The organism is Providencia sp. PROV175, from assembly GCF_032707045.1.
Taxonomy (GTDB): Bacteria; Pseudomonadota; Gammaproteobacteria; order Enterobacterales; family Enterobacteriaceae; genus Providencia; species Providencia hangzhouensis.
On the sequence record NZ_CP120533.1, the window covers coordinates 160,414 to 183,609 of the forward strand.

24 protein-coding genes and 1 pseudogene are annotated in these 23,196 nt (G+C 37.1%); 14 read left to right on the plus strand and 11 right to left on the minus strand.

Going from position 1 to position 23,196, the window contains the following annotated elements:
* Positions 1-43 precede the first annotated feature (43 nt).
* The 8 genes from P3L44_RS00690 (at position 44) to P3L44_RS00725 (ending at position 7,624) form a co-directional block, all read left to right on the plus strand.
* Positions 44-607, plus strand: a complete 564-nt coding sequence (locus P3L44_RS00690; RefSeq protein ID WP_094960889.1) for a fimbrial protein — start codon at positions 44-46, stop codon at positions 605-607.
* A gap of 66 nt (positions 608-673) precedes the next feature.
* Positions 674-1,219, plus strand: a complete 546-nt coding sequence (locus tag P3L44_RS00695) for a fimbrial protein (protein WP_232062925.1) — start codon at positions 674-676, stop codon at positions 1,217-1,219.
* Between the two features lie 29 nt (positions 1,220-1,248).
* Positions 1,249-3,780, plus strand: a complete 2,532-nt coding sequence (locus P3L44_RS00700; RefSeq protein WP_200129232.1) for an outer membrane usher protein — start codon at positions 1,249-1,251, stop codon at positions 3,778-3,780.
* Positions 3,781-3,793: 13 nt separating this feature from the next.
* On the plus strand, positions 3,794-4,543 hold the full coding sequence (locus tag P3L44_RS00705) for a fimbria/pilus periplasmic chaperone (RefSeq protein ID WP_215954347.1): 750 nt from the start codon (positions 3,794-3,796) through the stop codon (positions 4,541-4,543).
* Between the two features lie 8 nt (positions 4,544-4,551).
* A complete protein-coding gene (locus P3L44_RS00710) occupies positions 4,552-5,169 on the plus strand; it encodes a fimbrial protein (protein ID WP_109912303.1) in 618 nt (205 codons plus the stop codon).
* Between the two features lie 39 nt (positions 5,170-5,208).
* A complete protein-coding gene (locus tag P3L44_RS00715; RefSeq protein ID WP_140171916.1) occupies positions 5,209-5,775 on the plus strand; it encodes a fimbrial protein in 567 nt (188 codons plus the stop codon).
* Positions 5,776-5,788: 13 nt separating this feature from the next.
* The gene (locus tag P3L44_RS00720) at positions 5,789-6,790 is read left to right on the plus strand and encodes a fimbrial protein (RefSeq protein ID WP_004266213.1); all 1,002 of its coding nucleotides are present in this window, start codon (positions 5,789-5,791) and stop codon (positions 6,788-6,790) included.
* A gap of 294 nt (positions 6,791-7,084) precedes the next feature.
* Positions 7,085-7,624: a DUF2058 domain-containing protein gene (locus P3L44_RS00725; RefSeq protein WP_004266212.1), complete on the plus strand. Its 540-nt coding sequence runs from the start codon at positions 7,085-7,087 to the stop codon at positions 7,622-7,624.
* A gap of 32 nt (positions 7,625-7,656) precedes the next feature.
* Here the strand turns inward: P3L44_RS00725 and P3L44_RS00730 are convergent, their stop codons facing one another.
* The gene (locus P3L44_RS00730; RefSeq protein ID WP_140171918.1) at positions 7,657-8,355 is read right to left on the minus strand and encodes an RluA family pseudouridine synthase; all 699 of its coding nucleotides are present in this window, start codon (positions 8,353-8,355) and stop codon (positions 7,657-7,659) included.
* Positions 8,356-8,537: 182 nt separating this feature from the next.
* On the opposite strand from P3L44_RS00730, the gene P3L44_RS00735 reads away from it, so the two are divergent.
* The 4 genes from P3L44_RS00735 to P3L44_RS00750 all read left to right on the plus strand — a co-directional run bounded on the left by P3L44_RS00735 (position 8,538) and on the right by P3L44_RS00750 (position 13,006).
* Positions 8,538-9,020: a cold-shock protein gene (locus P3L44_RS00735; RefSeq protein WP_004263097.1), complete on the plus strand. Its 483-nt coding sequence runs from the start codon at positions 8,538-8,540 to the stop codon at positions 9,018-9,020.
* Between the two features lie 110 nt (positions 9,021-9,130).
* Positions 9,131-9,871, plus strand: a complete 741-nt coding sequence (locus P3L44_RS00740; RefSeq protein WP_094960882.1) for a MurR/RpiR family transcriptional regulator — start codon at positions 9,131-9,133, stop codon at positions 9,869-9,871.
* A 193-nt stretch (positions 9,872-10,064) separates the two neighbouring features.
* The gene (locus tag P3L44_RS00745; RefSeq protein WP_004263090.1) at positions 10,065-11,621 is read left to right on the plus strand and encodes a PTS transporter subunit EIIC; all 1,557 of its coding nucleotides are present in this window, start codon (positions 10,065-10,067) and stop codon (positions 11,619-11,621) included.
* 14 nt (positions 11,622-11,635) lie between these two features.
* On the plus strand, positions 11,636-13,006 hold the full coding sequence (locus P3L44_RS00750; protein ID WP_136134151.1) for an adenylosuccinate lyase family protein: 1,371 nt from the start codon (positions 11,636-11,638) through the stop codon (positions 13,004-13,006).
* A 71-nt stretch (positions 13,007-13,077) separates the two neighbouring features.
* On the opposite strand, the gene ytfE is transcribed toward P3L44_RS00750, so the two are convergent.
* Together ytfE and norV are read right to left on the minus strand one after the other, a co-directional pair.
* Entirely contained in the window at positions 13,078-13,740 is a 663-nt protein-coding gene (ytfE, locus tag P3L44_RS00755; protein WP_004263084.1) for an iron-sulfur cluster repair protein YtfE, read from the minus strand.
* A 62-nt stretch (positions 13,741-13,802) separates the two neighbouring features.
* Positions 13,803-14,996, minus strand: a pseudogene (norV, locus tag P3L44_RS00760) (anaerobic nitric oxide reductase flavorubredoxin); the annotation flags it as partial.
* 181 nt (positions 14,997-15,177) lie between these two features.
* Between norV and norR the strand changes: the two are divergent.
* The gene (gene norR, locus P3L44_RS00765) at positions 15,178-16,692 is read left to right on the plus strand and encodes a nitric oxide reductase transcriptional regulator NorR (protein WP_215954348.1); all 1,515 of its coding nucleotides are present in this window, start codon (positions 15,178-15,180) and stop codon (positions 16,690-16,692) included.
* Between the two features lie 50 nt (positions 16,693-16,742).
* Here the strand turns inward: norR and P3L44_RS00770 are convergent, their stop codons facing one another.
* Positions 16,743-18,563, minus strand: a complete 1,821-nt coding sequence (locus P3L44_RS00770) for an FUSC family protein (RefSeq protein WP_215954349.1) — start codon at positions 18,561-18,563, stop codon at positions 16,743-16,745.
* A 108-nt stretch (positions 18,564-18,671) separates the two neighbouring features.
* On the opposite strand from P3L44_RS00770, the gene P3L44_RS00775 reads away from it, so the two are divergent.
* Complete coding sequence (locus P3L44_RS00775; RefSeq protein ID WP_140171922.1) at positions 18,672-19,133, plus strand: MarR family winged helix-turn-helix transcriptional regulator; 462 nt, start codon at positions 18,672-18,674, stop codon at positions 19,131-19,133.
* Between the two features lie 117 nt (positions 19,134-19,250).
* On the opposite strand, the gene P3L44_RS00780 is transcribed toward P3L44_RS00775, so the two are convergent.
* The 7 genes from P3L44_RS00780 to sctI all read right to left on the minus strand — a co-directional run bounded on the left by P3L44_RS00780 (position 19,251) and on the right by sctI (position 23,150).
* Positions 19,251-19,697, minus strand: a complete 447-nt coding sequence (locus P3L44_RS00780) for a YbaY family lipoprotein (protein ID WP_004263072.1) — start codon at positions 19,695-19,697, stop codon at positions 19,251-19,253.
* Between the two features lie 26 nt (positions 19,698-19,723).
* Positions 19,724-20,152 (minus strand): transcriptional regulator, encoded by a 429-nt coding sequence (locus P3L44_RS00785; protein ID WP_215954416.1) that lies wholly within the window; start codon positions 20,150-20,152, stop codon positions 19,724-19,726.
* A 316-nt stretch (positions 20,153-20,468) separates the two neighbouring features.
* Positions 20,469-20,948 carry a hypothetical protein gene (locus P3L44_RS00790; protein ID WP_140171923.1) on the minus strand — a complete coding sequence of 160 codons (480 nt, stop codon included), beginning with the start codon at positions 20,946-20,948 and terminating at the stop codon, positions 20,469-20,471.
* Positions 20,938-21,588 carry a hypothetical protein gene (locus P3L44_RS00795; RefSeq protein WP_140171924.1) on the minus strand — a complete coding sequence of 217 codons (651 nt, stop codon included), beginning with the start codon at positions 21,586-21,588 and terminating at the stop codon, positions 20,938-20,940. The genes P3L44_RS00790 and P3L44_RS00795 overlap by 11 nt, the downstream gene beginning before the upstream one ends.
* On the minus strand, positions 21,560-22,117 hold the full coding sequence (locus P3L44_RS00800; RefSeq protein WP_110592728.1) for a hypothetical protein: 558 nt from the start codon (positions 22,115-22,117) through the stop codon (positions 21,560-21,562). Before P3L44_RS00800 ends, P3L44_RS00795 begins: the two co-directional genes overlap by 29 nt.
* Positions 22,101-22,850 carry a type III secretion system inner membrane ring lipoprotein SctJ gene (gene sctJ / locus P3L44_RS00805; RefSeq protein ID WP_215954351.1) on the minus strand — a complete coding sequence of 250 codons (750 nt, stop codon included), beginning with the start codon at positions 22,848-22,850 and terminating at the stop codon, positions 22,101-22,103. Before sctJ ends, P3L44_RS00800 begins: the two co-directional genes overlap by 17 nt.
* Positions 22,851-22,853: 3 nt before the next feature.
* A complete protein-coding gene (gene sctI, locus P3L44_RS00810; protein ID WP_215954352.1) occupies positions 22,854-23,150 on the minus strand; it encodes a type III secretion system inner rod subunit SctI in 297 nt (98 codons plus the stop codon).
* Positions 23,151-23,196: the final 46 nt, after the last annotated feature.

Here is a 23,196-nt window from a genome sequence, read left to right on the forward strand (position 1 = left end):
ATGTTGGGTAATCATCACGTTGTTATATATAAATGAGGTTCAAATGAAAAAAGTATTTTTAGCCGCACTAGTTTCTGCCGCTATTGCATCTCCAGCACTTGCTGATCAAGGGCATGGTAAAGTCACATTTAAAGGTGAAATCATCGATGCACCTTGCTCAATTAGTTCAGATTCTATTGACCAAACAGTATGGTTAGGCCAAATCGCTAACTCTGTTTTAGCGAATGGCGGTACTTCTAGCGCGAAGCAATTCAATATTGAATTGGAAGACTGTGTATTCCCGAAAGATGCAGATGATAAAGTGTACAACGATAAAGTGAGTATCACATTCTCTGGTTCTAGCGCTGCTTTCAATTCTAAATTACTCGGTGTAACAGGCTTAGATGCAACAGACCCAACTATTGCTGGCAACGTGGGTATTCAATTAACGGATACTAATGGCGCAGCGTTAGATATGGGAGTTGCAACAGCTCAAGAACATCAATTACAAGCGGGTGATAATACATTACGTTATAGCGCTTATGTACAAGGTGCAAACGTTGCGGTTGATAAAATTCCATTAGGTAAATTCGAAGGCGTAACTAACTTTACCTTAACTTATAACTAATTGATTAGTTTAAGAGGAATACCTTTGTGTTCCTCTATTAATCACCAAATTAAGTCAGAGGTTAAAGTGAAAGGATTTATCTATTTGCGAAGCAAAGTATCTTCCCTATTTCTTCTAACATTATTTCTTTCGCCACAAATGGCTGCATCATCTCATGGGTGGGGTAAAGTCACGATGAATGGCGAAATAGTCGATACTGCCTGCGCAATAGATATTGGGTCTAGGGATCAGACCATTAATATGGGGGTACTTCCAACAAGCTATATTCGTGAAGTTGGGAAAGGCCCCATAAAAGAATTCAATATTAAGCTCATTGATTGTCGTTGGGAAAAATATTCGAAAGATAATAACGAATGGAATTCACTCGAAGTCACTTTTGATGGTCCATCAGAAGGTGATTTTTTCACACTCTCGGGTGAAGCAAAAGGAGTGCAATTGGCATTGCATGATATATCGGGATATTCCATTACACCAGGAAAGCCATTACCTGCATTAGGAATTACGCCAGGGACAATGATCCTTAAATATCAAATGCAATTAGTCACCAATTATCATCCTGTTAAAGCGGGTAATTACCAAACCTTATTAAGGTTCAAGGTCGATTATTATTAATTCTAAGAAATTATATTGGTGTTTTAGGGATGTTTTTTATGTTTTTTAAACAACACAAAATAAATATAATAACGACAACGATAATGATTACATTTGGGTCATTATCCGCTCAGTTATATGCTGCCGATACCATACAATTTAATACGGCATTATTTGATTTAGAAGACAAAAAAAACATTGATGTTAAGCAATTCTCACGTGCAGGCTATATTATGCCTGGTATTTATCCCCTCAAAGTACAAGTAAATAAAGAAACTTTACCTGAGCAACGGTTTTCATTCTATGCGCCAGAAAACGACCCTGAAGATAGCCTCGTTTGTATCACACCAGAACAAGTCCAGCAGCTAGGACTAACAGCTAGTTCGTTGAAGCAAATTACGTGGTGGCATAATAATGAGTGTCTTGATTTACGCAGTTTGCCTGGCTTTCAAGCTCGAGGGGATTTATCTGACTCTACGTTGTATCTGAGTATACCTCAAGCCTACCTTGAATATAGAACAGCTAACTGGGATCCGCCTTCTTTGTGGGATGAAGGAATTTCAGGGGCTATTTTAGACTACAATATAAACGCAAGAGCGAATAAGCCTCATGATAACAATAGCAACTATAATGTGACAGCAAATGGTGTCGCAGGTGTGAACCTTGGTGCATGGCGCTTTAGGGGAGATTGGCAGGGGCGTGCTCAACGAGAAACTGGCTCGAATAGTAAAAATGAGCATGACTTTCAATGGAGCCGACTATACGCCTATAAAGCGTTAACCAGTATTAAAGCGAAATTGACCTTGGGTGAGGACTATTTTAACACCGATTTATTCGATAGTTTTCGATTTACAGGTGTTGGCTTACGCTCTGATATCTTAATGTTACCACCTAATTTACGTGGGTATGCACCTGAAATAACAGGTGTTGCGACGACAAATGCGACGGTGATTGTTAGCCAACAAGGGCGAATTATTTATCAAGAACAAGTCGCCGCGGGTCCTTTCCGTATTCAAAATTTAAGTGATGCGACGACGGGAAAACTGGATGTTCGAATCGAAGAGCAGGATGGTTCGGTTCAAGAATATCAGGTTGAAACAGCCAATATCCCTTATTTAACTCGACCAGGTAGTATTCGATATAAACTAGCGATGGGTCGCCCAACGGATATGGATCATCATGTCAATGGAGATACATTTGCGAGTGGTGAAATGTCGTGGGGTGTCACTAATGGTTGGTCATTGCTTGCTGGTTCATTAAATAGCCAAGACTATAATGCATTCAACGTGGGTGTCGGTCGTGACTTATTGGCATTTGGTGCCTTATCTTTCGATATTACGCATTCTATTGCAAATATTCCTAATGATAAAAAACTCACAGGTAATTCTTATCGAATAAACTATTCAAAACGTTTTGATGACTATGATAGCCAAGTTCAGTTCGCAGGTTACCGATTCTCAGAACGCAGTTTTATGACTGTAACCGATTTTTTAACGGCTAAAGATTCAGGTGAGCGTCAAGGTAGTAATAAAGAAATGTATGTGATCTCTTTAAATAAAAACTTTAGAGAATCGAGAATTACAGCTTATTTAAACTACTCGCACCAAACCTATTGGGATAAGCCAGAAAGTAATCGCTACAATTTAATGGTGACAAAAACCTTAGATTGGGGAAGCCTGAAGAATATTAATATTTCGTTATCGGCCTATCGTAATAAATATAACGAAACAAATGATGATGGCCTGTATATCTCAGCTTCAATGCCTTGGGGAAATGGTGCAAATATTGGTTATTCATTACAAGCAACACGGGATGATACTGTTAATCGAGCAACCTATTATGACAAATTGTCAGATAGAACCAATTATCAAGTCAGTGCAGGTTCGACCAACAAAGGTGGAACCGCAAGCACCTATATTACCCATTATGGTGATAATACTAAGTTAACTGCGAATGCCAGCTATATTCATAATAATTACACATCATTTGGGGTAGGGGCACAAGGCGGATTTACCATGACTTTAAATGGTGCGGATGCTCATCGAGTCTCAAATATTGGCGGAACTCGTTTGCTCATTGACACTGATGGTGTGGCTAAAATTCCCGTATCAGACCGAGGGATACCTATTGCATCAAATGCATTTGGTAAAGTGGTTGTCCCTGATTTAAATAGCTACTACCGCAGTAAAGTTAAAGTCGATTTAAATGCATTACCGAATAATGCCGAGGTAACGGATTCTATTGTTCAAGTGACATTAACAGAAGGCGCGATTGGCTATCGCAAATTTAATGTGTTGTCTGGTGAAAAGATGATGCTTTCAATGCGTATGTCTGACGGTTCTGCACCGCCATTTGGCGCTCAGATCACGAATTTGAAAGGAAAAGAAACGGGAATAGTTACTGATAATGGATATGCCTATGTTAGTGGTATCAACCCAAATGAAGTCATGATTATTCATTGGGGTGGGGAAGCACAATGTGAAATTAATTTTCCTGAAAACTTAGAAACAATTAACCAAGGATTATTCATTCCTTGTAAACCATTATCAAATAAACGTAATGAAGCAGATAATAATCTGTAAATGAGTGATTGCTATGAAAAAATTAACTAATTTATATATCAGTACTATTTTATTAAGCAGTTTAGTTAGCGGAAGCGCATTCTCGGCAATTGCTTTAGATAGAACCCGAGTTATTTTTAATGGCGATCAAAAAAGCGTTTCAATTACTATTACTAATAAAAATAACCAGCTACCTTATTTGGCTCAAGGGTGGATTGAAAATATTCAAGGGGTAAAAATCACTTCACCGTTTGCTGTATTACCGCCGGTACAGCGAGTTGAACCCGAAAAATCAAGCCAAGTCCGTATTGAGGCGCTTCCTGAAATTAGTCAGTTACCGCAGGATAGAGAAAGTGTTTATTACTTTAATTTAAGGGAGATCCCGCCAAAAAGTGATAAACCGAATGTTTTGCAATTAGCGTTACAGAGCAAAATTAAATTATTTTATCGTCCTAAAAGTATCATGCTAAGCGAAACAGAAATGCTGAATAACCCTTGGCAAGAAAAAACACAGCTTATTAAGCAAGGTGACCAATATATCATTAAAAACCCAACTCCCTTTTATATCACGATTATTGGTGCGGCTGAGCGAAAAAATTCACCGGTAAATCAGAATTTTAAGGCAGTTATGGTTGCACCATTTAGTGAAGAAAAATTAGGAGTTTCAAGTTCTACTTTGGGGGCAAATCCGGTATTGACCTATATAAATGACTATGGTGGCCGGCCAAAACTTCAATTTAAATGTCAAGCAAATACATGTCAGGTTGTTCCTGAAAGTAAATAGAGAGGAAAATGATGATTAATCAAAAAAGCTTTTCCTTACTCTTTGGATTATCTCTCATATTTCATTCAGCTGTGATATATGCGGCCTCAAATAATGCCTTTTATAACACAACAGGCAATTGGGATGTTGAAGGTGCAAATGGTAAAATTTTCGTTTATGGCTCATTAACGGAGAGTGCATGCCATTTATCGATGGATTCTGCATTTCAATCCGTTGATTTAGGAAATATTGAAACTGCATCATTAAAAACAATTGGCGCCCAAGGCCACAAGACGCCGGTAAACATCGAGTTATTGGATTGCATCGAAACCCCAACGGTTTTGAGAAACAATAAATCCGGTAATGTTACATGGAGTCTTTCTCAGCCAGGTATGAAAATTAGGTTTATCACGCCAGTTGTCCCTTTTAGGCCGAACATAGCGAGAGTTGAAGGTGTTAATGGGCTTGGATTACAGATAACTAATCCTAAAGGAAAAGAAATTGCTTTTGGTGAGTACAGTGAACCTGAGCTTATTTCTCCGGGGCAAAATATTTTAACTTATTATGTAGCTCCCGTAAGAATCGCAGAAAAATTACAGGCTGGAGCTTATCGAAGTGTTATTTCTTTTCAAATAACGTATGAATAATCTTAATAGATTTTCTGATATAGCATTGAAGGTATTTATATGAATAACTTAAATTTCAATTTTTATAAATTTAAAAAAATAATACTCTCGATGCTATTAAGTTTGTTATTTTTTCCGTTACCGAGTCAGGCAAAAAATGGTCAAATCGGTGAAATTAAGATACGAGGACAACTTGTCGCAGAAGCTTGTACAGTAAGACCTGGTGATGAAAATATCATTGTGGACTTTGGTACTATTGTTAATAAATACCTCTATATTAACCAAAAAACACCACTTGAAAATTTTAATATTCATTTAGATGACTGTGATAATAGTATCTTTAGAACGGTGACCGTTAAGTTTACAGGAAGCGAAAATACCCATTTACCAGGCCTTCTTGCATTAGATTCTGGCAGCATGGCTTCGGGTATCGGAATTGAAATCTTAGAATTTAGTGGTAAAAAAATTCCTATTAATAGTATGACGCCTGCATACAATTTAGAGAATGGCACGAATATTTTAAGTTTTAATGCGAATGTGCAAGGGGAACCTGATGCAATAAAAAATAAAAGTATTGCGTTTGGCCATTTTACTGCAACCGCTATTTTTAGTTTAATTTATGATTAAGGTATCAGTAACAATGAAGATGTTAATATTACTTCTCGCAACCTTATTATTTTCCCCGACTATTTTTGCTTTCCAGTGTAAAACTAATGGAGGACAAGAAGTTGGTGGGGGAACACAAAGTATTTATGATGTTCCTCTAGATAATGATATTTTTGCTGTACCTAATCGTATAAATGAATTTGCGGATGTGAGTGATTTTATGACCTGCCGTAATGAAGCCCCTAGTGCTTATGTTGATTATTTAAATGTGACTGGTGCTGACCTTGGTCCCACATTTAAGAATAACCCAGAATTAAAAGCGGGAGTGGTCGTGCGTGGTGCTTACTATTTAGCACCATTTAGCGGTAAAGAAATTCAAGTATTTCGTTTAACCACAGCAAGTGAACCTTTACAAATTAAATTATATTTACAGGTAAATGTTAAACCAACGCCATCAGTTTTGGTAAGAAAAGGCGATTTGCTGATGACGTTAGATCTCCATAAATATGCGACATTTGTAAATAGTAATCAGCATATTGACCATGCTTATTTTAAATGGAATTTCTATGCAGGTAATGATGTAGTTGTTGGAACGGGTACGTGTGATATCAATGATAACCAAATCATCATTGTTGATTTTGAAACAGTAAATGCATCGGGTATTTCAACAGTGGGAAGTGCAAGCCGTTTTCAACGTAACGCAGAAATCACTTATAGTTGTGAAGATAATAACCTGACAGCGCCAATAAAGATGATTATTAGCGGAGAAACTTCGACTTTTTCATCTGACGCTTTACTTGTTAGAACTGGAGATATTGGTAGTCAAGGTCCTATTATGCCGGGATTAGGTGTTGAGATTTATCATCAAGGGCAAAGAGTTTCCCCTATGAATGGGCATTTCGATTCAAAAATAGAAAATGGGCATGGTAGAGACACACTAATGTTTACGCTAGTTAAAAAACCTAATTTATCGCCAAATGAATTGATAGAAGGCCAGTTTAGTTCAGCAGCTACCATTATTATGTCCACTCCGTAGTTATTGAAATAGAGAGGTTTTTATGTGGATGAAAGCCTCTATTTTTTCTCATCAGCTCTCTATGGTTACTGAGTAAATCGTGCCTATAAAAAATCACAATATATTGATGGTTTTTTATAAACACATTTTAGATTAGACAAAATAAGTTAAACACGCCGAATTTTGAATTATCCTCGTTAGCATATTTTCTTAAATAACATCACATAATTTCTCTATCAATGAAGCTCAAAGCCTATCAGGTCTCAGCGGCTAAAGGTATAATCACATAATTATCTGATAGATTTAGAGGCGAAGATGGCAAAACTCACCTTACAAGAGCAAATGCTAAAAGCAGGATTAGTCACCAGTAAGAAGATGGCTAAAGTGCAAAGAACGGCTAAAAAATCACGCGTTCAAGCGCGTGAAGCAAGGGAAGCCGTAGAAGAGAATAAAAAAGCACAGCTTGAACGTGATAAGCAATTAAGCGAACAGCATAAGCAAATGGTGCAATCCAAAGAGTTTAAAGCGCAAGTTAAACAACTTATTGAGATGAATAAAGTTGATATTTCAAAGGGAGATATTAGTTTTAATTTCACCGATAACAATGTGATCAAGCAAGTTGTTGTAGATAAAATAACACAAACACAATTGATCAGCGGTCGTCTGGCGATTGCCCGTTTAGCGATTGAGAATAGTGATAACAATGAGTATGTGATTATCCCTGCAAGTGTAGCGGATAAAATAACCCAAAGGGATGCGGATAGTATCGTACTCAATAATGCGCTCAGCCAAGAAGAACAAGATGAAGATGACCCGTACGCGGACTTTAAGATCCCTGACGACTTGATGTGGTAATACTCGTCAAATTTTAAGTCGTAGCTTTGGCGTTAAAACGGGCTGGCGCTAAACATTTTAACGTTCTTCTGACTCGCAGGGTGAACAAAATGCAATTCACTAGCGTGCAAAAGTAAACGTGGAGTTTGCTCAGTTCCTTGTAATAATCGCCCACCATATAGGTCGCAGCCTAATATAGGGTAACCTAATTTTTGGCAATGGATGCGTAGCTGGTGGGTACGCCCTGTTTCAGGTATTAATTGGACTCGGGTTACTGGGAGCAATGTGCCATTATCTAATGGGTGATACAGATGCTCAATCACTTGATAGTGGGAGCGGGCAGGTTTGCCATTCACCTCGCAAAGCGACATGCGGGGAAACTGTGCAGGGTCTTTTGCTATTGCCGCATCAATGACACCCTCATCATTAGCTAAGTGGCCACAAAGTAGAGCTTGGTATATCTTAATGACGGAGCGTTGGCTAAATTGCTGGCTCAGAGCTGCATTGATGGCTTTATTGCGAGCAACCACCATCAACCCAGATGTGCCAAAATCGAGACGGTGAACAAGAGTACAGTCTGGGAATATTTTTACTAATCGGTGATGGACGGAGTCTAAGTTTTGTGGGTTTTTTCCAGAAAGGCTGAGTAGGCCACTTGGCTTATTAATAAGAACCAGATGCTCATCCTGATAGATAATTTCTATCTCATCGTGACAGGGCGGAGCAATAAAGGTGTCGATGATTTCAGTCATTAGCCTTTCCAGCAAAAAATGGTTGTTGATAATAACCAATTTTTAGTAAGTAGGCGAACGCTGTCACTTGCATCACGTAAATTTATCACTCAGACTAAAAGCAAAGCCGTAGTCTGCACACGCATTGTGCTCTATACTGCGCGTTGTAAAAACTGAGTCAATAAAAGATTAATTAGGCGGTAATGGCAATGAATGGAACGATCACAACATGGTTCGAAGATAAAGGTTTTGGATTTATCAAAGATGAGAATGGCGATAACCGTTATTTTCATGTGGTTAAGGTTGCCAACCCAGATTTGATTAAAAAAAATGCTGCAGTCACTTTCGAACCGACGACAAATAATAAAGGGTTATCTGCTTTTGCGGTCAAAGTCATACCTGAAAGTAAATATATTTATATCGCAGGAGAACGGATTAAGATTACATCAATTAAATCCTATCGTGTTTATTCAGTAGAAGTACCTGCAGATACGCGTATCGATAAAGAAAATACCGTGTTATCAATTGGCGCATTAATGAATAGTATCAAACCAAAATCAGATAAACCTGGTCAAATGCGTTCATTGAAAAAATTAGAAATTAGTACGTTACATGGGACATCATTAACATTTTCGGAAGATGAAATTGATATCGATGAGGCTGTGAAACAACTTAAGTTTAAGTGATTTCTTGTCAGGTAAACAGCACCACTCTTGAGTGCTGTTTACTTGTTTATTACTTTATTCTTATACAATAGAGTCATTTGAAAGCTAGCTAGGCTTATCGGAGAGGGGATATGTTAGATTTCTTAAAAAATTACGATAATTTAACCATTAGCGAAAAAAAAGTCTTAAAATACCTGACTGATAATATTACAGATATCCCTTACTTAAATATTAATGAACTAGTTGCTAAAACCTTTGTTTCTAAAACAGTTATTATTAATTTGTCGCAAAAATTAGGGTTTAGTGGATTTAAAGAACTTAAGTTTCAGATTAATAATTATATTTTAACAAAAAATAAAACTGAAAAAATCACACCTTCGTCTTATAAAAAACAACTCGAAAAAAATATTAATAAAAGTTTTACATTAATTAACGAAGAGCAAATTAGCGATTGCGCTAAAATACTACATAAATCGAGAAATATTTTTATTGTTGCCAGAGGGACAAGTAAAGCTGTTGGCTATTATCTTGAACACTTACTATTTGCGTTAGGTTTACACTGTTTTTTTATTAATGACTACAATTTATCTGATTCTTTCACTCGATTAGTTAGCAAAGATGACACGGTCATTTTTATCTCACTATCAGGGGGAACCAAAAAAATTATTGAAACAGCAAAAATTGTGCAATTAAAAGGGGCAAATATCATTAGTATGACCGCTTTTAATACTAATGAACTAACCACTTATACTGATAACACTTTGTTTTGTTTTGCCGATAATTTTGATACTAAAAGAGATGACACAAAATCCAGAATTGGCTTTTTTATTTTAGTTGATTTACTTATCAATGAATTAGAAAATCTACTTTAAATTTTCTTTTTTATTTTCTAAGAAAACTTCACTCGTCTTTCATTCTTGTCTTTGGTAGATAGTTTTTATTAATATGACCTAGGTCATTAGTTGTGACCTAAGATAACTTTTAAAACCGTGACATCATTTCTTTTATAATCCCTCCAAGCTAGTATGCCTTTAATTCTAATAATAGAAGTCATAAGGAAACAGTATGGCCAGAAAAAAGTTTGGTGAATCTATTCAACGCTTTGGGAGAACATTACTCCTTCCAATAGGTGTTTTAGCACCTATTGGTATGATATTGGGTATCAGTGGTGCATTAGTGCAAACTTATATGATTGCACGTTTTCCTTTTCTCGGAAATGAAACGGTTAATGCATTACTTGTCAGCATTCGTTCAATCGCGGGTGTTATTTTTGATAATATTCCCCTATTGTTTGCTATGGGAGTGGCCTATGGTATGAGCCATCGAGATAAGGGGATCGCCGTCTTTGCATCGGTTGTCGGCTACTTATCGCTGATCATCACCATGAATATTTGGCTAGTGCTTACTGGTAAGCTTGCAGACCCTGCAATGATGGGGCAAGTAGGGCAAATTAAAGTTCTTGGTATACAAACTTTAAATATCAGTGCCGCAGGAGGGATTATTACTGGTTTGATTGCCGCTTGGGCGACTGATAAGTTCTATAACCTTGAATTGCCAACCGCATTTGCTTTCTTTTCTGGTAAAAAATCCGTTTCTATTATTATGATCGGTTTAATGATTGGAGTGGGTGCGTTATTACCGTTTATTTGGGAAGTATTAGTCCAAGGTTTGATGAAACTCTCTGCGGTATTTTTAAGTCCTGTAGGGCCATTTTTTACCGCGGGTGGTGAACGTTTATTTATTCCATTTGGTTTACACCATGTATGGAACGTTTTATTTAGATTTACTGAGGCGGGTGGTACTTATGTTATTGACGGACAAACCTTTGTTGGTGTTGTTCCTGCATTAACTGAGGTGTTATTTAACCAAGGCCCAGATAGTGAATATTGGTCGATGATGCCAAGTTTGACTCGCTTTATGGCGCAGCAACAAATGCTAGTCACACTATTCCTATTCCCTGCAATTGCTCTTGCTATTTACAAAACATCGAAGAAAGAAAACCGCGCAGAAGTGAAATCCATGCTGGTTACTATGGTATTAACAGCCATGCTTGGTAACGTCACGGAGCCACTCGAATTTACCTTCGTATTTATTGCGCCATTATTGTACTTAATTTACGCCATTATTGTCGGTATCGGTGCGGTGTTGCTTTCATTGGCTGAGGTCGGTATCGGTTATATTCGTGGAACCGTTTTTGATTTTACTATCTTTGGTCTGCTGTACGAGCACACTAACTGGATCTTCCTTGTTATTATCGGTAGCTGTTTAGCCGTCGTCACTTATTTTATTTTCTACTGGGCCATTATTAAGTTTGATATAAAAACACCAGGTCGCGAAGAATCGAGTAATCTGAAAAATACCTTAATTAAAGAAAAACGTTATGGCGAAATTGCAGAAATTTTAATTCAAGCGTTAGGTGGCAAACAAAATATTCGTAACGTAGATAACTGTATTACCCGTATGCGTATTGATGTTGGAGAAGTGAACCAAATTGATAAAGATTTAATGTTGGAATCAGGATGTACCGCATTCTTCTTTCCATCGGCAAACCACGTCCATGTTGTATATGGACCAAAGGTTGAGTTTGTTCGCAATGCTGTTGATGAAGCAATGAAGAAATAAAGAAGGGATACGAAATGAGAGCATTATACGATTCTAAAAGTAAAACTATTGATGACCGTGGAATTAAAGACTTATTGTCTGATGAAGCAAAATATTCTACTTGGTTAATGTTTGAATCCATGCTGGCCCAAGCTCAAGCGGAACTGGGATTTATTCCACAATCAGCGGCAGATGAAATTAAAGAAAAGGCTGTTATCGAAAATATCGATTTTGAAGAAATGAGCCGTATTTACCAAAAAATAGGCCATGGCTTTGTACCTTTCTTGAAAGTTTTAGTGAATGCTTGCTCTGAGGAAAGTGGTAAATATATCCATTATGGAATTACCACGCAAAATATTCAGCAAAGTTCACAGCTCTATATGATGAAAACCGTACATCATAAATTTATGTTGTTACTCGGTGAAATCATCGAAAACTTAGCCGATTTGGCCGAAAGAACCAAACATATGGTGATGCCGGGAAGAACTCATGGGCGTCATGCAATCCCCATCACCTACGGCTACAAAGTTTCGGTATGGATCAGCGATTTTATTGATTGCTATCAACGTATGAAAGAGTGTGAAAAACGGGTTTTCACTATCATGATGGGTGGCGCTGTTGGTGCATTTAACTCAATGCCTGGTGTTGGTATGGCGGTACAAAAACGTGTCGCTGAGCTGGTGGGTATGGAAGCCATGGAAGTACCATCCAGAAACTTAAGTACGCATAAGCTTGAATATATGGCAAATTTAGCGTTAATGGCCAATATTTGTCATAAAATCGGTGAAGAAGTTTATAGCACAACGTTAGAAGAAATTGCAGAGGTTTCAGAAGGCTTTACTAAAGGAACAGTGGGCAGTAGTACTATGCCGCATAAAATAAACCCAAAACTTGCTAAGGGAATTATTGCTAACTCACAGAAATTATATTCTTTACCGAGTGTTGGTATGTATTCTGCGGTAAGGCCTTATGAAGGTGATAGTAGCTCTTATATGTTATTTGATGGGTTAATTGAAGAAGCTTTGGAATTAACCACGGAAATTTTACTAAGAACTGAAGAGCTTTCTAGGACGATTGTGCCACATGAAGAGAGAATGCTTCATAATGTTTTGAGAAACAAAGGGCTGGATAATACTGAGTATGTCATGATGAAGATGGCGGAAAAATTAGGCAAAGATAAAGCTCACTCCCTTCTGTATGAAGAAGCAATTAAAACTGCGGCGGATGGGGAAGATTTTTATACTAATTTGACCAAAAATAGTGTGATATCAGCAGCATTCAGTAATGAAGAAATTAAAGCAATGCTTGACCCGAGATCTTATATCGGGTTATCCGTTGAAATTGCAGAAAAAGAAGCAAAACGTGGATTAGTCGTTTCGCAAGAAATTAAGCAACAGTACAAATAGGTATTTTTAGTATTTACTAAAAATTATTTTAAATAAGGGGCTGTCTATTATATAGATAGCCCCTTACTTATTTATTCGCCAGCGAGTGCTCTTGGGAATAATAAGTTATTTTCTAGGTTAATGTGATTCATTAAATCATCAATCAGTTCATTGATACCATTATACAACACACGCCAGGTAGTACAGGCTTCTGGCGGTGGTGTGACATTATTGGTAATATCTTTAATTGCTTCTAAGATATCACTAGCATCATCATGTTCTTGTTCCATGACACTAATTGGACCTGCTGCGTTTCTGCCCATTCCGTTTTTTATCATAGGGAATAAAACGCGTTCTTCTTTCATCATATGGCTCGCTAGTTCTTCCAGTAATGCTTCTAAGTATTTTGATAAACCTTTTGGCACGCTTGGCTTATTTATATGAACGCGTTCAACTTTTTGTGCCTGTAGTATTAGTTCAGGTAATTGTTCTCTGTGCCTATCATGATAGCGAACAATGATAAAATCGATAATCTCACTGAGTGGGGCTTTGCGCCAATCCTGTTCTAACGTTTCTGTGGCTAATTTAGCTAATTGGCTTTCTAATAGGTCAATATCTAACTTTAATTTTTCTGCGCTGCGACTCAGCGTCTGTTTGCCACCACAACAGTAATCCATATTATATTGGCGAAATAAAGAAGAAGCTCTAGGAATGGATAATGCGAGCTGTCCGAGTGTTTTATCTCTAAATTGCATATGAGGTATCCTTTAAAAAATCATAAAATTCTGATGCTACTTTGTTATTTAATTTATGCAGGTAATGCCCATTGGCGAGCAATATTACGCCCATACTCACGGCAGTCATCTAATGTTTTTGTGTCTGGTTTCCATTTTGCTTTTAAAGATAATGCGGTATCAAAACCGGCATCCATCAAACGTGTTTGAACACGGTCAACGGCGCCGCCATTCCAACCAAAACTACCGAAAGCAGCGGCTTTTTTATTTAAAAAACGTAAGCCTGTAATTTCTTCAAGCATACCTGCTATTTTAGGCATCATGACATTATTCATGGTTGAGGTACCGACCAGTGCCGCTTTGGAGCGAAAAACATGAGTAATAATGTCGTTTTTATCACTGCGTGCAACGTTAAATATTTTAACCGCGACATTAGGGTCGGCTTCATTGATGCCTTGAGCGATTGCATCCGCCATTAAACGAGTATTATTTGACATGGTATCGTAGAAAATAGTGATACGATCTTCTTGATAATCTGCTGCCCATTTCAAATACAATTCAATGATTTGATTTGGATTATCACGCCATACTACTCCGTGAGATGTCGCTATCATATCGACAGGTAGATTAAAGCCTAAAATTTCATTTATTTTTGGCGTCACTAAGCGGCTAAATGGGGTAAGAATATTGGCGTAGTAACGCTGGCACTGTTCGAATAATTCATTTTGGTCGACTTCATCATTAAATAATCGCTCATCACAATAGTGCTGCCCGAAAGCATCATTACTAAAAAGTACGGCATCTTCAGTAAAATAAGTCATCATGCTGTCAGGCCAATGTAGCATTGGAGTCTCAATGAAAATCAATTGTTTATTGTTACCTATATCGAGCGTGTCACCTGTTTTAACGATTTTGAAATTCCATTCAGGATGATGGTGATGACCATTTATTGAATCAATGGCATTGGCTGTGCAATAGATCGGGGTATTAGGAATAAAGCTCATTAATTCGGTTAATGCACCTGCGTGATCTTCTTCTGCATGGTTAATGACGATGTAGTCAATATCATTTAAATCAATTTGCGAGCGCAAATTTTGAACAAACTCACGGCTAAATTTATGATCGACAGTATCAATAAGAACATTTTTTTCTTCGCGGATTAAATAGCTATTATAACTACTTCCCTTTAATGTTTTGTATTCGGTTCCATGAAAATCACGTACTTCCCAATCACGCTGACCTACCCAATGGATGTTATTTTTTACATGAATCGCCATATTAATTTTGTCCTGTAGCTTTTAGAGTATAAGAAGACATAATCAATATTCATGCCAATATTTAACATTTTGATTTTTAACTAAATTAAAATAATTTGTTTTAGTTTATAGTCAAAATGACTATGCTAAGTGTTGTCATTATGACTATAATTGTTGTCAAATTGACAATGGGGAATGAATCATGGATTTTTCTGTCGAGGCACTGGCAAAGATTGCAATCGAATTACAAAGTGGTATGGAGCATTCAGATCGATTTCAGCGTTTGATTACCACGTTAAGGCAATCATTAAGGTGTGATGCATGTGCGTTATTACGTTATGAATCAGGCCAATTTATTCCTTTAGCAATCGATGGGTTAATGGCTGATGTTTTAGGTCGTCGATTCTTTTTGTCAGGGCACCCTCGGCTAGAAGCAATTGCAAGAGCCGGTGATGTAGTGCGTTTTCCTGCTGATAGCCAGCTCCCTGACCCATATGATGGGTTAATTCCTCATCATCAACACCTAAAAGTTCATGCTTGTGTCGGCTTACCCTTGTATGCGGGGCAAAATCTTATTGGTGCATTAACATTAGATGGTATGGAACCTGATCAATTCGATGCATTTAGCAATGAGTCACTGAGGTTAATTGCCGCGTTAGCTGCGGGAGCACTAAATAATGCATTACTTATTGAACAGCTTGAAAAGCAAAATATATTACCGAATAAACCCATACTATTTAAACCTTCTGGAGAAACCGAGATTATTGGTTTATCTCTTCGTATGCAACAATTAAAAAAGGAAATTGATATTGTTGCCGCGTCTGAATTAAATGTTCTGGTCGGCGGAGAAACGGGAACAGGAAAAGAGCTAGTCGTTAAATCTATCCATGAAAAATCCCTTCGAGCAGATCACCCTCTTATTTATTTAAACTGTGCTGCACTGCCTGAGAGTGTGGCGGAAAGTGAATTATTCGGTCATGTTAAAGGTGCCTTTACTGGGGCAATTAGCCACCGTAGTGGTAAATTCGAAATGGCGGATAATGGTACCTTATTTTTAGATGAAATAGGGGAGCTTTCATTAGCGTTACAGGCTAAATTACTGCGAGTATTGCAATATGGCGATATTCAACGTGTTGGTGATGACCGTAGTTTACGCGTTAATGTTCGTATATTGGCGGCAACTAACCGTGATCTACGCGAAGAAGTGTTAGAAGGTCGGTTTAGGGCCGATTTATTTCATCGTTTAAGTGTATTTCCGCTATTTGTTCCCCCATTAAAGGAACGTGGCGAAGATATTATTTTATTAGCGGGGTTCTTCTGTGAACAATATCGTCAGCGTTTTGGCTTATCCAGTGTGGTACTGAGTCCTTCATTACAACGGTATTTACTCAATTATTCATGGCCAGGTAATGTACGTGAATTGGAACATGCGATTCATCGTGCCGTTGTTCTTGCTCGAGCTTCAAGTGATACTGATGAAATTATCTTACAGCCTCAATATTTTACCTTTGATAATAATAAGTATGAGTTTACAGAAACATCACAGAAAGTCTTACCACTAACTAAAAATTTACGTGAGATAACGGATGATTTTCAGCGTAAAGTCATTTCACAAGTATTAGAACAAAGCCATTATAATTGGTCTGCATGTGCCAGAGAATTGTCTGTCGATATCGCTAATTTACATCGATTAGCTAAACGACTAGGTCTGAAATAAAGTATTAATGCCTGTTTTAGTCGGGGTACTTATAAGAACTTATTTTATTATTAGCAATATTCTTTTTCCATATAGTGTTTTACATATTTCTTAAGCTGTTCAAGTTCTTTATTATCATTTTCGTTACGCTGTAAATGCTGAAATAGTGTGGAAATTTTCTTTAAGTCAAAGCGATTTTGTTGAATGCGTTTTTCAAGCGCAATAAGGGCTCTTTTCTTTGATGCGTGGTGCGCAAATTGCTTATGCAAAATAAGTAGATACAACCAAATACTTTGTCGAGTTATAAAAAAATCAAATATAGGCGGGTGAGGAAGATTTGCTTTTTTTGCTAGCAATAATCCACTAAATAAACGGTGCATGTATTGGGATGTGGAAGGCTTATTGCCCTGAATTAGAGCCGTTACTCCTTGTTTAAATTGCTGCTCAGAGAGATAGATTAATTGCTGGTAACGCTTGGTCGGGTTGGTTGGATAAATCCATGCGAAAGCAGCCATTGCAACTAATGGGCCTGAAACTATCGCAATGGCATTACCGATACTTTGAGGGAGTGAAAGAGAAAAAGGATAGCTCGGTTGGAGCAAAATTAAAGAAACCATAATGTAATCAAAAGCAATTAAAATTAGGCGGTTATGGGAAAAAATGATAACGCCACTAATAATCACTGGAATAATGAAAAAGGTCATCTGCCATGATGAAGAGGCAAAAGGCCATAAGTACCATGTGCAGATTAACGCTGTAATAGCGCCAAACAATTGCCCAGTAAAAATATTTTTCATAAACCTAGCGGGGTAATCGAGGGATGCGAATAGAGCCAACATCACTGAAAGACCGAGAGTAAGATAAGCCAGTACTTGCCACTGTGTCCACAACCATAACAAACCAACTGCAGCGATAGTCATAAAAGAACGAGCAAAGGCGTGCCACGCTGAAATTTTATCTTGATGAAGCTTCTGTTTATCCACTTTTTCAAAGTGTTTCGCTGATTTACCAAAAATAGCATAGTAAAGTGGGATCAATAGTGTTTTCAGTACTCCAGCGGGGCATAATGATAAAATATGTTTCCATTGAGTCTCAGTTGGCTCTAGTGCAGGAAAATAAAAAGGTGCAATAGATTGATATTTATCTAAGTGTAATAATATTTGGCTTTGAAACATGAGTTTTTGACGCGCTTTAGCAACTTGTTTGCGGTGATAACGCCAGCCAATACGATGAGTCTCTAAAATTTCGTCATAGCTAGCCATGGTTTGCCAAAGATAGTCGATATCGTGTTGCTTAATTGGGTGCTTTTTCTCAAGTGAGTCATGTAGCATTTGGAAGAATAGTGTATCAATTTGATTTTTAAGGGTAATGATATTATCTTGTTCACGCTTAGGGGTAAAAAGGAAATTGAATACTACAGCTGAAAGCACGCCAACCAAAATGGTCCATAGCCGATCCCAAGCGACTATAAATAAGCTATCAGTAATATGAACGCTCAACATACTCACCATCACGGCGGAGTAACCTGCTAAAAATGTGCCATAAGCGACAAAGCCCTTTTGTAATTGGCCGATACCACTGCAAATGCCTAACCAACTCGCTAGCCCAATAATGAAAAGTAACGGGTGAATAAGGTGAAGCTGAATTAAGACGACACCGGCAAGCACACCACAAACTGTTCCAGCAAAACGCCACCAACTTTTTTCCAGTAAATTTTCGCGCCAAGGTTGCGCTGAAGCCCAGACGGTCATGGCTGCCCATTGGGGGTGAACTAACTCTAAATATTGAGCAATAAAGAGCGCAGCAATTGATGCACAAGCGGTAATGGCGGCAAAACGAAAGCGTGCTGGGTTGAATCCCAATGAATTCAGTAAAGTTATTATTTTTGACATAGAATATGAGTAAATTTGGGGTGTTAAAAAGGTATTTAGTTGATAATATCAACTAAATGCCGTGTGATTATCAACTAATTGGTTGATAAAATCAACTAAAGAGGGATTATGCGTACAGAACAGGCTCGAGTATTTGGAGTGATTAGCCGAGCAGCTCACCATTATATGAAATGGATGGGAGAGCCTTATGGTCTCAATGCAATTGAGTGTTTGATGATTTTACATATTCATCAATATGATGCATCAACCCTAGAGCAGATTACGAAAGCGATGGTTGTGGATAAATCAGTGACGACTCGAGGTGTGAGCAAATTTTTAGCTAAGGGCTGGGTTGCCAAAACGAATAGCTTCGTCGATAAACGGGTTTACCATGTTTCGTTGACAGCGCTCGGCAAAACGATTGTGAATGAGTTAAATTTTAAACTAGATAAATGGAATGATTATTTAGCGGCGGATTTGCCAGAACAAGAGGCTGATCAGCTATTTAGTGCACTAGAAAGCTTAGCGAAACGAGCTATTGAAAGCTCGGCGGCAGATTTTCCGAGTTTATTAGAAAAACCAAATGGGTGAGGCTCAATAACCAACCTAGCAATGTTATGTATTTAGGGCTGGTTTGAGAGCGGGTTATGTCATTCTTCATTAAGAGGAGGAGAATTCTTTAAATTTATTTTGGCGAAATGAACGTTGTTATTGCGAAATAGCGGTCATAGGAAGTAATACTACTTCAGACATATTCTCAGGTATTGGGCTTAGTTTATTACTCATCATGATTAGTTCTCCATCTTTTTCAATTCTTGCACTCATTCCTAAGGTATACCGTTTGGATTGAAATTCTTCAGGAAGAGCGACTGTAAATGCGATACTACGTCCTGCACTTTTTGTTTTTAAACTGTAATCCAGATTAGACTTTGCGTTGTTTTCATTTTGTTGTATTGAGGTCAATGACAGTGTAATTGTGGAATTTTCGGGAATATCATAAGAGTGGGAATAAATATTACCATTAATATTATAAGCGGGAGTATGAGTAAAATAACTCATTAAAGTACTATTACAAGCAGATAGCATGAAGGTTATAAAAAGTATAAATAATAAAAAAAAGTATTTCTTTGAAAAATTTGGGTTAATATTTAGCATTAAATTTTCTCTTTGATGAAATCTGGTTATATTGATGAACGAATAAACATTCTCTGCAGAAAATATCGTATATAGGTGTAAAGGCTTTTTTTTGTGTCATATTTTGAGAGTGTTGGCATTTCTGATTTCTCTCCTGTATATAAAATACCAATTCGAGGTAAGGTCATAATTAAATTTTCATCGAGATCGACTTTTTTAAAGGATTGTCGTAATTGCCTGACTAGCTTGTAATAACTACTTTCAGTTACGATAGTGCCTCTTTTTTCCCAAATTTCATACATAACTTCTCTTTTACTATTTGTTTTTATTAATAATAATTTAAGCAGACATGATTCATTTTCGGAAAGGTTAACGACATTTTTTTCATGGGAAAGTGTACGTTTTAGTGGGTCATACACGACGTCTCCAGATAAGAGGATCATTGATTCTTTTTCATTATAGTCAATGTTATCCATAAGGTTTTGTACTGTTGATAAATCGGTCATAATTTATATCTGTCCTGATCATTTATGAATATATTTCAATACAAAAAACGAGGGTAAATAAGATATTTAAAATATAAAACCGCTTTTTGATATTGAGCCAATGTGTTTTGATGAAGTGAATTTAAACGATATTCAGAGGTTGTATATATCAATTTTTATTTATATTTTTTATATTTTTTATATTTTGCTAAATAAATAGGCTTAGGATATTAAAAAAATACACTAAACCTATAAATATTAGTCGAGGGATTATAGATACAAGATGAGAGAGATAGAAAAATTAATGTTAGATTACTAGTTCCTCATCCTCATCGCCGTTACCCTCCAAATCAATATTAGTCATATTATGACGAAGTTGGTTGTTAAGAGGGGGGCTCATTAAACTGATCGACATATAATGGTTGAGTGAGCGATTAAATTTTTTATTTAGTGATACTAGCTCTGGGTCATTTGATGATTGTAATGCTTGGCTAACTCCGGCGATAAAGTTTTGTTTTTCATCTTTACCCAATGCGATCATAGTTTTAAATACATGAGAAAAGAATATTTTGTCATCTCCCTTTGATTTAAGCTCATCAATAAAGTTGTTAACTTTATTTTTTTCTATAGGGGATAAATCTATTTTTTCTCTGTATTGATACTTATTTGTGGTCTCCATATTTTTCTCCTGCCATATTGAGGTCATTTTACTTTGAATATTTTCTGTATGAATTTGAGAACCATTATATTGAGGATTGATAACCTTAGTTTGTAGATTAGTCTGCATATTTGTGTTCTTCCGGTATTGAATTTATTGTTGTTATCAAGTTTTGATAGGCATTTTTATACATTTTTAAAATTTGGCATTGTGTCGGAACAGAAAATACATGAGGAAAAATATTTTTAGAGGCAATGACAGGGGAAAAGTAGGTAATTTTATTATCGACCTCTAAGGCAATTGTATTATCAGCCATGGTTGAAAACTTCATATCAGAACCACCTATCGTAATACGAGTTTGCATTTTTTCAGGTAAGTGTAATGTTGTATTGGTTGTTTTTGCACATTGCCTCTCAAAATAGGTTGCAACCGTCTCTTGTAGATGGTTATCACCAAAAATGTCATTCAATATTTTCATCAGCTGTTCTTTGCTTTGACTGATATTTTCTTGGTATTGAATTTCACTGGTTTCTACCGCATGAATAAAATCAGTTAATAATTGTTTAATTCCATCGTTATAGCCTTGTTGATAAGCGGTTTGGTAGATAACTTCTTGCTGTTGTTTTGCTTGTTTGTATAGCTCACTCGCCTTTTTTTGAGCTTGTTGAGTGATAATTGTGTGGTATCTATCGGCACTCAATGCTTGGTATTTGATCAAAACTTTTTCAGACATCGTCTGTTTAACATTTGGGGGTGTTTTCTCTGACATATCGACATGTTTCTTCAATAGTATTCCAAGGTAGCATCGTTTTTACGGATGACGGTATAAGTTGCTGAGTTTCAAGACTGAACATATATTTTGCCCGAAGGGTGTAAGTGGTGCCAAAGGGAGCTAAACACATTAATAACTGTTGTGCTCCAAGGGCAGTTAGTACCTGTGGTGACGTCGTGGGTTGATTTTCCGACTGCCAAAGTGAGCGGCTTAAGCGTGTATGTAATACACGGTATTTGGAAAGTTCAACCCACCAAGGGAGTGGTTCGGCGTGTAGTAGAACCCCTAAGCCTAACGCTACCTCCGGTAGTAAAGCCCAGTGTTCAGATAATACTTTTGGCAATAAGGGAGTTTTCTCATTGGGTAAAGGCAATGAGTATTGATGAATCAATTGCTGATTGTGTTTACGTTGCAGTAAAGGTGGAAAGTCGTTATATCCGACCCCATTAAATTCACTATGGAAATAGCAACCTGGCGCGAGTAAAATATTTCCTTGTTCAATTAGTAGGTTAGTCAGCGTTGCCATCAACAGGTTTCTCCATCAGATGAGTTGCTGGTTTTTTGTTACTTAGCTGGCGCCATAGTAATAGTAAAATAGCAAATAGAATGATAATCGCAGCGATAATTGAGCTGATTATAATTGGATTAAATGTATATTCTGGTTCAGATTTAATTTGGTATTGTAATGGTGGCCGGTTGACGACGACGACTGAGACATTATCGTAATTTGCTTCAGCAAAACTGTTCGTTAGAAACAGTTTAATTTTATGCATCATCATCTGAGGATCTTCACTTCCGGAATAAGTAACTAAGCTAGACACATTTTGTATTTGCTTGGTCGGATTATTGCCATTTAATGGGTAGCTGACATGCACTCGAGCATTAATAATGTCGGGGATGGTGAGCAGTGATTGTTCAAGCCGTTGTTCGATTAAAGAAAGTAAACGGGTACGTTCTGCTTGTGGTGATGCCACCAAAGAATCTCCAGGGAATGCTTGAATAATTTCTATTGGCTCTTTTGATGGTAAGTTATATTGGCGCAATAAATCTACCGCGATAACAAAATCATTAGGTTGAACACGAATGGAATCTCCGTTTTTATTATCTTGTTTACGCGTAGCCTCAACACCGTGCTCTTGTAGTATGGCTAATACTTCATTACTTTGCCTTTGGCTTAGATGGCTGAGTAATAATTGATTATCACAGCCCACTAAGAAGCTAATAAATCCAATCAAGATAAATTTCTTTAAAATATTCATGGTTTATTGGGCTTTTAATACAGTATCAATCGCAGAAACACTCTTATGTGTCAATGTGCTAATCATATTCATTGTCAGGCTGTAATTGCCGACACGATTTTGAAATTGCAGTAGTTGGGTTGGGTTACTTGGGTCAATATTATTGACATTCTCAGTTAAGGCTTTTCGTTCTTGACTGACGGCTGCTGTGTATTCAGCAAATAGCTTTTTGACCTTGTCTTCAATCGGAATAGATGATGGGAGAACTGATGTGGTCTCTGTTGGGGCAGTGAGTAGTAAATGTGGTGTAATAGCTAACATAAATAATTATCCTAAATAAAATAGAGCATTATAATTAATAATGCTC

Coding starts and splice junctions, on each gene's coding strand:
- P3L44_RS00750 (WP_136134151.1), top strand. CDS start 11,636: ATGAGAGCATTATACGATTCTAAAAGTAAAACTATTGATGACCGTGGA.
- P3L44_RS00795 (WP_140171924.1), bottom strand. CDS start 21,588: ATGTCAGAGAAAACACCCCCAAATGTTAAACAGACGATGTCTGAAAAA.
- P3L44_RS00775 (WP_140171922.1), top strand. CDS start 18,672: ATGCGTACAGAACAGGCTCGAGTATTTGGAGTGATTAGCCGAGCAGCT.
- P3L44_RS00710 (WP_109912303.1), top strand. CDS start 4,552: ATGATGATTAATCAAAAAAGCTTTTCCTTACTCTTTGGATTATCTCTC.
- P3L44_RS00730 (WP_140171918.1), bottom strand. CDS start 8,355: ATGACTGAAATCATCGACACCTTTATTGCTCCGCCCTGTCACGATGAG.
- P3L44_RS00700 (WP_200129232.1), top strand. CDS start 1,249: ATGTTTTTTATGTTTTTTAAACAACACAAAATAAATATAATAACGACA.
- P3L44_RS00735 (WP_004263097.1), top strand. CDS start 8,538: ATGGCAATGAATGGAACGATCACAACATGGTTCGAAGATAAAGGTTTT.
- P3L44_RS00800 (WP_110592728.1), bottom strand. CDS start 22,117: ATGGCAACGCTGACTAACCTACTAATTGAACAAGGAAATATTTTACTC.
- P3L44_RS00745 (WP_004263090.1), top strand. CDS start 10,065: ATGGCCAGAAAAAAGTTTGGTGAATCTATTCAACGCTTTGGGAGAACA.
- P3L44_RS00725 (WP_004266212.1), top strand. CDS start 7,085: ATGGCAAAACTCACCTTACAAGAGCAAATGCTAAAAGCAGGATTAGTC.
- P3L44_RS00790 (WP_140171923.1), bottom strand. CDS start 20,948: ATGCAGACTAATCTACAAACTAAGGTTATCAATCCTCAATATAATGGT.
- P3L44_RS00785 (WP_215954416.1), bottom strand. CDS start 20,152: ATGGATAACATTGACTATAATGAAAAAGAATCAATGATCCTCTTATCT.
- P3L44_RS00715 (WP_140171916.1), top strand. CDS start 5,209: ATGAATAACTTAAATTTCAATTTTTATAAATTTAAAAAAATAATACTC.
- sctI (WP_215954352.1), bottom strand. CDS start 23,150: ATGTTAGCTATTACACCACATTTACTACTCACTGCCCCAACAGAGACC.
- norR (WP_215954348.1), top strand. CDS start 15,178: ATGGATTTTTCTGTCGAGGCACTGGCAAAGATTGCAATCGAATTACAA.
- P3L44_RS00770 (WP_215954349.1), bottom strand. CDS start 18,563: ATGTCAAAAATAATAACTTTACTGAATTCATTGGGATTCAACCCAGCA.
- sctJ (WP_215954351.1), bottom strand. CDS start 22,850: ATGAATATTTTAAAGAAATTTATCTTGATTGGATTTATTAGCTTCTTA.
- ytfE (WP_004263084.1), bottom strand. CDS start 13,740: ATGCAATTTAGAGATAAAACACTCGGACAGCTCGCATTATCCATTCCT.
- P3L44_RS00780 (WP_004263072.1), bottom strand. CDS start 19,697: ATGCTAAATATTAACCCAAATTTTTCAAAGAAATACTTTTTTTTATTA.
- P3L44_RS00740 (WP_094960882.1), top strand. CDS start 9,131: ATGTTAGATTTCTTAAAAAATTACGATAATTTAACCATTAGCGAAAAA.
- P3L44_RS00690 (WP_094960889.1), top strand. CDS start 44: ATGAAAAAAGTATTTTTAGCCGCACTAGTTTCTGCCGCTATTGCATCT.
- P3L44_RS00705 (WP_215954347.1), top strand. CDS start 3,794: ATGAAAAAATTAACTAATTTATATATCAGTACTATTTTATTAAGCAGT.
- P3L44_RS00720 (WP_004266213.1), top strand. CDS start 5,789: ATGAAGATGTTAATATTACTTCTCGCAACCTTATTATTTTCCCCGACT.